The sequence below is a fragment of the Fulvivirga imtechensis AK7 genome (assembly GCF_000331535.1).
Classification (GTDB): Bacteria; Bacteroidota; Bacteroidia; order Cytophagales; family Cyclobacteriaceae; genus Fulvivirga; species Fulvivirga imtechensis.
In genome coordinates, this window is sequence record NZ_AMZN01000027.1 from 80,750 (window position 1) to 94,218 (window position 13,469).

Genomic DNA, 13,469 nt, shown 5'->3' on the forward strand with positions numbered 1-13,469 from the left:
TCCTCCCGACAATTGCACGACCACTTAGGGTTTTTCTTACAAACAACTATGTAGCATTTAATCCGGGTGTAAAAGCTTATTTGTATAAAAAAATAATGAGCTGGTTATATTATTTAAATTTTATTATATTTAGTAGTTGAAATTTTTTAAACTTAGGACATGTTAAGCCATTTTTTAATTAAGAGGTTAAGGTTCGTGCCTCTTGTTGCATTTATAGTAGCAGCTCCCCTTTATGCAGCTTTTGCAATAGGGTCAAATACAGAGCCGGAGTCCAAAGAAGCAAGCTATGTAGTAATAGGAGCATTCGCCTATCATAATAATGCTATCCGATTCACGGCTTATGCCCGATCGAAAGCTCTTAATGCCAGTTATGCGATAAACCCCAACCGGAATCTTTATTACGTTTACATTTTTGAATCTGATGATGTACATAATGCCATTCGGGAAGTGCATAAGATTCGCTCAATCAGTGAATTTAGGGACGCATGGGTTTATACAGGGGTGTTGGGCGAAGCGGGGAAGTCGCCTGAAGTGGTAGCTACTGAAGTAATTGAAAAGGTTGAAGAAGACATAACTGATGACGTGGTGGTTGAAGAAACTGTTAGTGAGGTAAATGAACCAGCGCCAAGTGATTCAGTTGATGCCGCACCGGCAAACCTGGAAAAAGAGGAGGGATTTCATTACTTATACTTTAACACTATAAATGTTAAGAATTATAAAGAGGTAAAGGGAAGAATTAAAGTAATAGATCCTGAGAGAGCTAAGGAGCTTTCTTCTGAAAAATCTCATGAGCTGGTAAAGCTTCGTGATCCTAAAAACGGTACTGGCCGAGTAAAGTTGTCAACGGATATCTTTGGATTCAGGGAAGTACAGCATGTTATTGATCTGGATGACCCGGTGACTGATACTACTAAAGCTTTCGTGGATATGATCGGTGATTCAATTATTGTAAATTTTGAATTGCAGCGGTTTAAGAAAGGTGATGTTCTGGTAATGTATAACGTATACTTTTTTATTGATGCTGCCATCATGAAGCCGGAATCTATATATGAACTGAATAGTCTACTGGATATGCTTCGTGAAAATGAAAGGCTGAAAGTAAGAATTCATGGCCACACCAATGGTAACTCACACGGCAAGATAATTTATCTGAATAAAGAGGATAAAAACTTCTTTAGCCTTGATGCAGCACATCACGAAAGTACAGGAAGTGCAAAGAAACTATCTCTGCAGAGGTCGTATACCATTCAGCATTGGCTCATAGAGCAGGGTATAAAAGAAGAACGGATGGAAATCAAGGGCTGGGGTGGTAAAAAAATGCTTTATGACAAGCATGACCCTCAGGCACACAAAAATGTACGTGTTGAAATAGAAATAGTGGAGGATTGATTTTAATAGGCTTTGCACTTGTTTTTTATTTTGATTGAGCCTGTTCTCAAATAGTTGCTTTTTCAAGGGTTTTACATCAGAATATACCCTTGGAAAGGCTGAAATCCGTCCTTTCTTGTTTTTTGGAGCTTTTTGCTGAGTTAAAACCTTCTCATATCGAAATTTTCAATACTCCATATGCCTTATTTTTCTTGCTTGGCCTTATTGTATACTCGCTGATCCCTGCAGGGATGATAAAAGACTCGGCAAAATGTACAATAAAGGGTTCAAATTGCCCATCTGGACTTTCAACTATTGCTTCCTCGCCTTCGATCAGGTTAAGTACTTGTACGCAGTTGTTGGTCTTTTGAAGAATTGGTTCTTCAAACCACATCCTCTTAATATTCAGCAGATCACCCTTTTGGTTAAGTATTTCTTCACGATATGCGGTAGTCAATGGTGTGGCCTGGTTATAATAACGGCTGTCTATATCACCCGATGATAAAATATTGCTTGTCAGCTTTTTTACTTCTTCGCTGTATAATGACCGCGAACTTTCATCTAATTCGAGGAGGTCATCAGGAAGTTTAAAAGTGAATATTTCAGGAGCAGCGCTGATCTTGAGGATCATGGAATTGTTGCCGTGGCTATGGGCTATGCCTGCAGGGATGTTGATGTGATCGTGCCGCTTTAGTAAAATGGAATTCAGCAACTTATCCAACGCCACTTTGCTGATCGTATTATCCTTGTTGAGAAGGCTTTTCAGGTCTTCTGGGATTATAGATTTTTTGAATCCCATTCGCAATTTCGCCTCGGCAGTGGTATCCATAACATAAAACGTCTCACACTGACTCAGGTAAAAACCGAAGTTATCTTTCAGGTAATCAATTCCGGGGCACGCAAACAGTTTCTCCTGGGTGCCGTCCAGGGTGTCGATAAATACCATTCGGATAGGTAACTCAGAGCCAAAGTGGTTGTACACTGTTTCTCCAAGCAGTTTTTTTGGGGCAGCATAGATCACGTTGATGGATGGCACTTCGATGAGGCATTCGCTGATCTTGAAAAGCACATTATTTTCTTCTGCGACACAATTGAATACCCAGGAAAACTCCTCCTCCCTGGGTTCAGCGGCCCTTTGATCCCAAAGCTCAGGGTCGTAGAAAGGTGCCGTAAAAAATGGCTGTGTGGTAGCCTGAAGGATAGCCTCTCTAATGATCTCCCCGGAAGCCAGCTTCGGTTTTTCCCAGTTGTTGGTCTCAAGATAATAGTCACACTGGCTTAAAAGCTGTTTCTTTATTTTATCGCAGATCTTCCAGTCGATAAAATAGCTCCACCGGTACTGCTGTTCAAATGCCGCTTGGCTATTGGAAACACCTATATTGGAAACATCGTGTCGCTTAAATCGCTGTAGTATTTCCCAACGCGACATATCGGCATATACCAGGATGTCGGGTATACATATTTTGCTGGCACCCACACCAAAGATCAGTACTATCCCTTCCTCTATAAACTCGATATTTTGTCTTAGCGCCTGGAGTTTGTTCTGGTCGAAATATTCTTCAATGTCATGGGTGGAAGCAGAGGCGGAGAAAGGCATCCTCGATAGGTCTTTGGTGCATTGCCGGGTGATCTCATCTTCATCTTTAAATACATCCCTGGAAGTACAGGTGGCATTTACAGGAAGCCTCTTTTTAAGCTCTCTCAGGTTAATATCTTCATAGGTGCCCTGGTAACATTCCACAGTGATGATAATTTTCCTGCTGCGTAGCGATTTGATCTTGCTGTTCAAAGCATCGGCAATTTTATTCCACCCTTCCCAGCATGAGCGGGATTGACTTTGAACTTCGATGTATGGCTTTTTATTTCTCATATTACATAAGTCTGATCACATCATTGAACTAAATTAAAGGGCTTCGGACCCATTTTAAATACCAGCTCACCTCCTTCCATGATTTGTTTGTGGGAGATTTGCAGGTTCTTAAGAGGCTTACCATTTATAGAAACATGTTGTATATACGTGTTTTTTTCTGATAACCCTTGTGCTTTTATTTTGAAGGCTTTGTTTCCTGGTAGCTCAATTACAGCCTCTTCAAAAAGAGGTACACCAATAGCATACTGACCGCCTACCGGGTTCAACGGGTAAAAACCCATAGCAGAGAATACGTACCAGGCTGACATCTGTCCGCAATCTTCATTGCCGCATATGCCTGCAGGCTCCGGCTGGTAGAGTTCGTTGGCAATCTGGCGAACCCTTTCCTGTGTTCGCCAGGGTTGGTCGGTGTAATTGTACAGGTATGGGATATGATGACAGGGCTCGTTGCCATGCACGTACTGACCAATATACCCTGATATCCATTCAGGGACTGTATCAGTAGCCTGAGGTACTGTAAACAAAGAGTCGAGCTTTTCTCTGGTCGCCTTTTTGCCTCCCATCAACTCAACCAGTTTTTCGGGGTGGTGAGGGACAAACCATGTATAGTGCCAGGCATTGGCTTCTGTATAGTCGCCACTGTTGTATAGCATGGGTGAGAATGACTTTCTCCAGTTACCCAGAGAATCTTTGGCTCGCATAAAGCCACTGCTTTTATCGAACAAATTTACGTAGCTCAGTGCCCTTTTTGAATATATTTCATAATCCGCCTGCTTGCCGAGAGCTTTCGCCATTTGGGCAATACACCAGTCGTCATAGGCATATTCAAGGGTTAATGACACAGATTCGTTATCGGAAGCGGGCACATAGCCATACTTCATATAGTCCTTTAGTCCAAAATGCTCGGCCTCCGCACTTTTGATCATGCCCTGGTAGGCTTTATCGATATCAAAACCCCTGAAACCTTTCAAATAAGCATCGGCAATTACCGGTACGGCATGGTAGCCGATCATCATATTGGTTTCATTACCGGCAAGATCCCATACAGGCAGGTAGCCGTATTCATCGTAGTGGCTAAGCATGGAGTTGACAAAATCATCCACACGGCTGGGCTGCAAAATAGTAAGTAAGGGATGCTGAGCCCGGAAAGTATCCCAGAGTGAAAAAGTGGTATACCTCTCGTAGTCGGCTGTTGTGCAAATATTTCCGTTAGCGCCTTTGTATTCTCCGTTGACATCTGAAAAAAGGGTAGGGGCAAGCATGCTTTGGTAGAGAGCAGTATAAAACGAGGTTTTTTTACCTTCGTCTTTTGAAACTACCTCTATTTTGCCAAGTTCGTTATCCCAGCAAGTAGCAGCCTGCTCTTTTACCTCTTCAAAAGACTTATTCAGGCTCTCTGCCTCCAGGTTGAGCAGTGCATTCTCGATGCTTACAGATGATATACCTGTTTTAATGGTCACAGACTTATTCTTTGCTGATGGATAAGTCAAAATGACTTGAACCTCACTGCCTTTTACACTGGTGTCTGCTATCAGGCTATCTTTTGCCAGAAGCTGATAGGCATCGAAGGGTTCTGAGAAGATGGAGGCGAAGTACACCCGTTGGTCAGGCGCCCACCCGATCGACTTGCGGTATCCTACGATCATGGAATCACCCTGTATTTCAGCAGACGCTTCTACGGTGCTATCCCAGTTGCGTGCATAACCCAGGTTAAGAATGATCTGAAGACTGTCTCTGTCATCTACCGTATATTTCTGTAAGCCTGTTCTTTCTGTGGCTGTCAGTTCTACATTTATTTTATAATCATTGAGGTATACCTGATAATAACCCGGGGCGGCTGTTTCATTGGCATGGCTGAAAAGTGAGTAATATTCAGAGCCTACTTCTTTTGCCAGGGACTCAGACCTTTCTACCGGCAACAGATATGTAACAGGCATATAAGAGATATCATAAAGGTCGCCAATACCGGTGCCGCTGAGGTGGGTGTGACTAAATCCGGCTATGACCGAATCAGGATAGAAGTAACCCGATATCCAGTCCCAGCCATTTCTGCCATTGTCAGGGCTGAGCTGAACCATGCCAAAGGGCACCGTAGCTCCTGGGTAGGTTTTGCCTTTACCCCCCGTGCCGATAAATGGATCGACATACGAAGCCGGCTCAAATGTGTAGTCAGGCTCAGTGTTCTCCTGTCCGCTGCATGACCATACCAGTGACGCTGCCAATGATGTCCATATAATAGTTTTTCTCTTCATCGTTGATCAAGAGCTGATCTATTGCTCCTTTTTTACATATTGCGGCTCACTCATAGATGGCGGCCTGCTTTCAATTCCGGTTCCCCAGTGTTTATTAGGTTGTACACTCATCTGAAAGGATAAAACTCCTCCATTTAGAATGTCTTCATGGGTGATCCATGGCTTTTCCAAAGTGTTACCATTCAGTGAAGCACTGCTGATAAAGACATTGTCACGGTTGTTTTGCGCTGCTTTGATGGTGAACGTATTGCCATTTTCGAGTTGCAGCTCTACTTCCCGGAAAAGCGGACTACCAATTACATAAGAAGGATAGCCGGGAGTAACGGGATAGAAACCCATAGCACTGAAGACATACCATGCTGAGGTCTGGCCGTTGTCTTCGTCACCACAATATCCGTCTGGTTGCGGACTGTACAGTCTGTCCATTACATTTCTTACATGTTTCTGAGCTTTCCATGGAGCGCCCGCATAGTTGTAGAGATAGATCATATGCTGGATGGGTTGATTGCCGTGCGCATAGTTGCCCATGTTGGCAATTTGCATTTCCCTGATCTCGTGGATGGTGAAGCCATAGTAGGAGTTGTCAAAATCAGGAGGCATAGAGAATACGGTATCGAGCATGCCGACAAATGCTTCACGACCACCCATCAGATCGACAAGCCCCTGTATATCCTGGAAAACAGACCAGGTGTAATGGAGGCTGTTACCCTCGGTGAACGCATCACCCCACTTCAATGGGTTGAAAGGCGACTGAAATGATCCGTCCTTATTCTTGCCCCTCATCAAATTGGACTCAGGGTCAAAAACATTCCTGAAGTTTTGTGCCCTTTGGGCAAAAAGATCTATTTCTTCCTGAGGTCGCTCAAGTACTTTAGCCAGTTGCCAGGTGCAAAAATCAGCATAGGCGTATTCAAGCGTTCTGGCAGTATTTTCATTGATCCCGACATCGTAGGGGACATAGCCCAACTGATTGTAATATGTTGCTCCATACCGACCGACCGATTTAATATCGGGGTGCTCTTTTTCGGTATTTTTTAAGATAGCTTCATAAAGTGTCTCAATGTCATAATCCCGGATCCCTTTGATGTACGAATCTGCAATTAGCGATGCGGAGTTGGATCCGATCATACAATCTCGATGTCCCGGGCTGGCCCATTCCGGCAGCCAGCCGCTTTCTTTGTAAGTGTTGACCAGTCCTTGCATAATCTGGCTGTTCATTTCGGGGTACATCACCGTGAAGAAAGGGAAAACAGCTCTGAAAGTATCCCAGAAGCCATTGTCGGTGTACATGTAGCCGGGTAGTACTTCTCCATTATATGGGCTGTAGTGAACGATCTCATCGTTTTCATTGAATTCATAGAATTTCCTGGGGAAAAGTAGTGTCCTGTAGAGACAGGAATAGAAAGTCTTTTGTTGGTCTGTAGTACCACCTTTTACTTTTATTCGTCCCAGCTCTTTGTTCCATATCTGCTGTCCTTCCTCTTTGATTGCATCGAAGGTTTTGGAGCCGACTTCTCTTTCCAGATTAAGTGCCGCTTGTTCCGGGCTGATGAAGGAAGAAGCTACTTTAGCGTGAACAACTTCACCACGCTTAGTTTTAAATCCAATGACAGCCCCGGTGTGCTCTCCTGTTGCCGTGGGGTGATCTTTTAATGTGGAGTCTTTCCAGGTATAAGACACTTCAAAAGGTTTGTCAAATTGAATGATAAAATAATTTTTAAAGTTGTCGGGTACACCGCCATGGTTGTTCGTGCAGTAGCCTATGATCTTTTGTTCATCAGATATCACCGTCACCGAGCTGCCCATGTCGAAAGCATCCAATAAAATGTACGCTTCGTCAGCTTCCGGGAAAGTAAAGCGGAAATAGGCAGCCCTGTCTGTAGGCGTTATTTCTGTTTTGATATCATAATCAGCCAGGTAAACACTATAGTAGTGTGGCATGGCGGTTTCAGCTTTGTGCGAAAACCAGGAGGCACGCTTTTCTTCATTGATCTCGAGCTTACCGGCTATCGGCATCAATGAAAATGCTGCGTAGTCATTGATCCACGGGCTGGGCTGATGCGTTTGCTTAAAACCTCTGATAGTATAGGCATCATAGGCGTAAGTCCAGCCATCTCCCATCTTTGCGGTTTGTGGTGTCCAGAAGTTCATGCCCCAGGGCCTGGCGATGGCAGGGTATGTATTGCCATTGGATAGCTTAAATTCGGAATCAGTACCCATCAGAGGATTTACCAACTCGACCAGATTTACAGATACTCCTTCCCGTTCCGATTCGTAGGTATTAGCTGTTTTGCTACACGAAAAAGCGACTCCGGCTAGCGCAAGCAATAGAAAGTGTGCTTTGAAATAACTTCTTTTCATAACATATCAACTTTTGGCCGCTACTTCAGCCAGTGCTCTCCAATGTTCTTCGGAAACCTGGTTCATGGAAAAAATAGAGATTCCTCCGGCTCCACCCTGTAGAGCGGCTTCATACGCCTGCTGAAGTTCTTTTGGACTCAATGAGGGGATGTAGAGGCCGCTGTATACGGGTTTCTTGTCTTGCAGCCGCGCTATACCCTTTTCAGTGTGTTCTCTTATCCAGTTGATATCTTCGTTATAAAAATTGTGATATAGCATAGGCAGGTAGGCATCGAGATGCCAGTTTCCCCATTGCTGTCTTACACTTTCCCAGTTGGGAAAAACTGCAGCGGTGACCTTTTTATTGTATTTTTTGGCCTCGGGTACCAGTTTATTATTCACCAGGTTGGTAATAGCGTCATACCTGAATTGCCTCCACTCCTGGTTGGCTGAAGGGTCTTTCAGGTCTTTTAGCGGGTCAATGCCGGTTTTTTTCTTGAATTGATCTCTGCAGTATTGAGAGTAGCAATAGTCGTACTGTGGATACTCCCGATCCTGAATGATATCATACTTAGGCTGAAGGGCTTCTGCAAGAATAACATCCGGTAGCCTGACATAATCCAGGTGTACACCATCGATATCATTAATTTGAGCCAGGGCCTCCACGTTTTGTCTTACAAACTCTTGTGCTTCAGGGTGGCATGGGCACAGGAATTTGTAATAATCAACATAAGCGGGATGAGTAGCGGCAGACTGACCCAGCCCGTTTACGGCATACCAGTCGGGGTGTTCTTTTACGATCTTTTCATTATTGCAGGGCATGGTCCACATCCAGGCATGGAATTCCAGTCCCAGTTCTTTACAGATAGGTACGAGCTTCTCCAGCAGCTTTTCTTCTACCGGCAGGCGGTTGTTATCATAGTAAGTGTGGTTGCCATTGTATACCTCCAGAAGTATGGCGTCTATACCTGAATCTTTTACCAAGGATAATTTTCTTTTCCATTGATCGGCTGAAAGCCCTTTTTCGGGAGTTACCCAGGTCCAGTTTTTGGTGTTGGGAGAAAGATTCTTTACTTCAGACACGGTACTGCCAGTTTCCTTAGGTATACAAGCTTGCAAAAGTGTATGAGAGCTGACGATAGCCAGACTTCCTTTGCCTAATGTTTTTAGAAATTCTCTTTTCTTCATTTTACTTCAGTTGCTTTGTTTTCCATATTTTGCTGTCTTCCCTGATATGCCACTTATAGCCGGCCTCTTTTGCAGGATAGGAGATCTCAAAAAGCGAGTTCGTTACCTGAATTTCAGGTTGGTGATGAAGATTTTTTGAAATGTTCTTTGGCAATTCGAGAGATGAAATATTGTTAGAATACTTATGATGTATTTCAAAGTATTTTTTCTGAGCATAATAGAGATTTCTCAACAGCCATTTGACCTCATCTTCAGGGTCCTTATTAAATTCAACATCTTCTGACCCCGCTTTCACTGATGAAAATTGTACGAAACCCCACATTTCGGGTAAGTGCATGTTGATCAGGCCCTGAGGCGACCATACCCAGTTGAATTCCGGGAAGGCCTTCCCTGTTTCGGGGTTGATGGTTTTTACATACTTTCCATTTTTGCTTTCTATCCTCCAGTTTACCCGTGAAAAATTTACCCGCCACTGCTCTCCGTTCCTGGGTCTCCTGGCTTCCGGGGCCGCTTCTTTCAGTACTTCCCATGGAAAGGCGATCTCGACCGTCCATAACCGGTCTTCATCGGAAGGATCGTTGAGCGTTCCCTGTATGTCGATACCGGTTTTGAGCCCTTTGATGTCCCACGCGTTGATAGGAGGGCCTCCTGTCAGGTACGGTTTTATCAGCATGAGGTCCCAGTAAGTGCCGAGGGCATTGATCTCAAATTCATAGTAGTTGTGGGTATCTCCATCAGGGTCTATGAACACTTCGAAGTCATTTTCATGGAAGATGATCATATCCCTCTTGTCATAGGTGGCCCAGATATGCGGCTCGATCATTTCGGCAGCTATGTAGAAGTATTCATCATCCCACAGCATTTTGGCGCGGGTGCGATGTAGAGGCTTCGGCTGTTTGTCGCCTTCGATATCTACGAAGTCGGTGGTCCATGGAGCATTTTTCCAGCCTGCTTCGTCAAGCTTTCCGTCAATGGTGAGGGGTGTGGTGCTATAGCAAACATAACCTTCCGGATTATACGTAATATCTGGCTGCTGCTGCTGCCCGCAGCAGACAAATACTGGTAGTAAAAGAAGATGAATAACTGCTATGGTCCATTTGATCTTCATATACCGTTTTTTAATGGCCTTTAAGTTTAAATAATAATTCTGATCCGTTTATAAGATTCTGGTGATCAATGAAATAGCCGTTGTAAGGCGCTCCGTTTAGTTTTACTTTCTCGATAATCACATCGCCAGGTTTGTTCTTTTCAGTTTGTATCACGAGCCTCTCGCCAGGGTAGTATTTCTGATTGAGGTGTATAGTCACTTTATCAAAAACGGGGCTTACCAGAGCATAGCTCATATCTCCCGGGCAATGTGGATAAATGCCAAGCATACTATACACCAGCCAGGCCGATAATGTACCGGTATCATCATTGCCGGGGATTCCGGAGGGGGTGTTGCTATAATGTTTGCCGATCAGTTCCCTTACTTTTAGTTGCGATCTCCATTCCTCGCCTTTCACATAATTGAAAAGAAAGGGATATGTAATATCAGGCTCGTTGGCCATATCATAATTACCTTCGTCAAAGCATCTTTGCAGCTCGTTAACGAATTTTTTGCTGCCTCCCACCAGCTTGATCATACCATTTATATCATGCGGAACATAGAAGCGGTATTGCCAGGCGTTGCCTTCTACAAAGCCTACAACAGGTTCGAAGTTGGCGCCTGCTTTCGGGTCAAAGGGAGTAAGCCAACTGCCATCGGACATCCTGGGGCGAAGCATGCCCGAAAACTTATCGAAATAATTGCGGTAGCTTAAAGCGCGTTTGTTGAAATATTTATAGTCGTCATTTTTTCCCAGCTCCCGGGCCAGTTGCGCCAGGTTCCAGTCCGAGATGTTATATTCCAGTGTAGTGGACACCGTACCCCAAAGGTTGTCATAAGCGCCTTCCGGGATATATCCCAATGTCGAATATTTCTCGATTCCCGGCCTGAGCTTGTTGCCATCGGTCGTAATAGCGGCTTTTTTCATCGCTTCATAAGCCTGATCGATATCAAAGTCCTTAATTCCCCGCAGCCATGAGTCCACTAATACAGGAGTGGCCGGGTCTCCTACCATCACATTTGTTTCCATGCCGAGTAGCTCCCACTTAGGTAACCATCCGCTTTCTTTGTACATGCTTAGCATGGAGTTTATCATATCGGATTGTAGCTCCGGGTATACCAATGAAAGGAATGGGTGGAGGTTTCGGTAGGTATCCCATAATGAAAATACGGTATATCTGTTGCCGTTTGTTTTTCCGATCCCCGAACTTTCCATCAACGGATAGTCACCGTTAACATCCTGGAATATGTTAGGGTGAAGCAATATGTGATATAAGGCGGTATAAAAGATAGTTTTTTCATCATCTGTTCCACCTTGTACTTCAATTCTCTTCAAAAGACTGTTCCAGACACTTTTTGCCTTAGCCGCAGTTTGATCAAAACTAAACGCTGGTTGCTCTTTTTCCAGGTTTTCCCGTGCATTGGCTATGCTCACGTATGAAATACCAATTTTCACTTCAATGGCTTCTCCTTCACGGGTCTGGAATGAAAAGTAGGTGCCTATATTTTCCCCTGCCATTTCATATGAATAACCATTGTATGGCTTGTAGATATTGTTGTACGTGGTCCAGGCAGCTTCTGCAGTGTATTCGGGCATCTTTTTCCAGGCACCAAACTTATCTGCCGGTCTGCTGAATTTGGCTACAAAATATACAGGCCTTACATCTTCAGGGTTGTAACAGAAGGTGCCTATTAATTTGTACCCCTCTATTTCCGTGTGTGATACAATTTTTAGCGCTGCCCCGGTCTCGTTGGTAAGGCCGAGCCCCAGGTTAAGCAAAATATGTGATTCGCCTGCAGGAAAGGTATAACGACTGATGCCTGTACGCATGGTGGCGCTTACTTCTGTTTTGATGTTGTACTTTGTCAGGTGATTCGAATAGTATCCGGGACTTGCCTGCTCCAGGCGGTAAGTACTGCCATATTTTTCAGGGTCCAGCTCCAGCTTACCAGTCGTGGGCATTAATAAAATGCTGCCAAGGTCAGGACAACCTACTCCGCTGAGGTTGACATGCGAGTATCCCGTAAGGAAATTGTTTTCATGCACATACGTTCTGGAGTGCCACTCGCTGTCTTTTTCAAAAACATTACCATCTCCTTTTTTATATGCAACATTAAAGGGACTTACAGAGGCCATTCCTGCCGGCAACACAGCCCCCGGATGTGTTGCGCCATAATTTGAGGTGCCAATAAAAGGATTCACGAATTGCGTATAATCCTGGGCAAAAGCGCTGGAGCAATAGATAAGGAAGGGTAATATGGTGAAGTATTTGGTCATAAATTAGTTATAAGACTTTAACCCCTTTATTGGTAAAGGCCTGAAGTGATTCATGAGTAGGTTTTAACTCAGTCACCAGCGTTTGTATCCTGGTTATCGCTTCTATTTTAAAAGGTTGTATTCTATTGATTGCATTGGAGAGACACAGACCGACCACGTTTCTGGAGGCGTCAATAAAAGCCTTTTTTGTAAGAGAGAGCTCACGGTCACTATCGGTGATGCCGATATCAGGATGTATGCTTGAAGTCTGGAGCAGGCACAGGTCAGCATGAATATCTTTGAGGTAGTTGATCACCTCCAGGCCGGCGCTTACCAGTGATTTGTGGATGATCTTCCCGCCAAGAAAAATAACTTCCAGGTTAGGAAATTCACATAGCCGGGTGGCAATAGTCAGTGAATTGGTGAAAATAACGGCCTTTAGATCGCGGGGAAGCACATCAATCAAAATTTGATTGGCGGGACTCCCATCCAGGATAATGACTTCGTCATTGTTAATAAGGTCCTTAGCCTTTTTGGCTATCTCCAGCAACTCCTCATTGGGCGTGGGATTGATCTGTGCAGGAGTAATGTGTGGATTGGCCATGGCTCCTCCATGCACCTTTTTAATATAGCCCCCTTCGGCCAGCTCCTTGAGATCCCGCCTTATAGTGTCTTCCGATACATTCAATTCCTTGCTTAAGGTAGTTGAGTAGACCTTATTATGCAGGTTGATAAGATGTAAAATAAAATGATGCCTTTCCTCTTTTAACATTATATGATAAGCTAGTTGACTGACTGATCCAATCAAAAGTAATCAATTCCTAAATATATGTAATAAAAACGCACAAACGCGCATGTTAATGCTTTTTTTTAATTGTTTTACTTGTAAATGCATCTTTCATAAGGCGTTAAGTCGGTTATTTCGACTCAGCAACGTGAATGAAACAAGTGGTATTGCAGCTATTTGCGTTATTTAAAATAGATTTAAAAAATAATTAACAGGATTTTAATAACTTTAAATGCGTGTTTATGCATGTTTATGCATTTTTATCTTGGAATTGGTTATGGGTTTTGCTAGTATTAGAGAATGTTATTAATCAAATCATC

Annotated in this window: 8 protein-coding genes; 1 reads left to right on the plus strand and 7 read right to left on the minus strand. The window is 43.8% G+C overall.

What is annotated here, in order from left to right:
* The first annotated feature begins 159 nt into the window (after positions 1–159).
* Complete coding sequence (locus C900_RS08435; RefSeq protein WP_009579326.1) at positions 160–1,389, plus strand: OmpA family protein; 1,230 nt, start codon at positions 160–162, stop codon at positions 1,387–1,389.
* A 151-nt stretch (positions 1,390–1,540) separates the two neighbouring features.
* Here C900_RS08435 and C900_RS08440 read toward each other — a convergent pair whose 3' ends face one another.
* The 7 genes from C900_RS08440 to C900_RS08470 are packed head-to-tail and all read right to left on the minus strand — an operon-like array spanning position 1,541 to position 13,134.
* Entirely contained in the window at positions 1,541–3,238 is a 1,698-nt protein-coding gene (locus tag C900_RS08440; RefSeq protein WP_009579327.1) for a cupin domain-containing protein, read from the minus strand.
* A 20-nt stretch (positions 3,239–3,258) separates the two neighbouring features.
* Complete coding sequence (locus C900_RS08445; RefSeq protein ID WP_009579328.1) at positions 3,259–5,490, minus strand: GH92 family glycosyl hydrolase; 2,232 nt, start codon at positions 5,488–5,490, stop codon at positions 3,259–3,261.
* 18 nt (positions 5,491–5,508) lie between these two features.
* A complete protein-coding gene (locus C900_RS08450; RefSeq protein ID WP_009579329.1) occupies positions 5,509–7,851 on the minus strand; it encodes a GH92 family glycosyl hydrolase in 2,343 nt (780 codons plus the stop codon).
* A 6-nt stretch (positions 7,852–7,857) separates the two neighbouring features.
* Positions 7,858–9,018: a family 10 glycosylhydrolase gene (locus tag C900_RS08455; protein WP_009579330.1), complete on the minus strand. Its 1,161-nt coding sequence runs from the start codon at positions 9,016–9,018 to the stop codon at positions 7,858–7,860.
* Between the two features lies 1 nt (position 9,019).
* Complete coding sequence (locus C900_RS08460; RefSeq protein WP_009579331.1) at positions 9,020–10,126, minus strand: carbohydrate-binding family 9-like protein; 1,107 nt, start codon at positions 10,124–10,126, stop codon at positions 9,020–9,022.
* Between the two features lie 10 nt (positions 10,127–10,136).
* The gene (locus C900_RS08465; protein WP_009579332.1) at positions 10,137–12,383 is read right to left on the minus strand and encodes a GH92 family glycosyl hydrolase; all 2,247 of its coding nucleotides are present in this window, start codon (positions 12,381–12,383) and stop codon (positions 10,137–10,139) included.
* Positions 12,384–12,390: 7 nt separating this feature from the next.
* Positions 12,391–13,134: a DeoR/GlpR family DNA-binding transcription regulator gene (locus C900_RS08470; protein ID WP_009579333.1), complete on the minus strand. Its 744-nt coding sequence runs from the start codon at positions 13,132–13,134 to the stop codon at positions 12,391–12,393.
* Positions 13,135–13,469 lie beyond the last annotated feature (335 nt).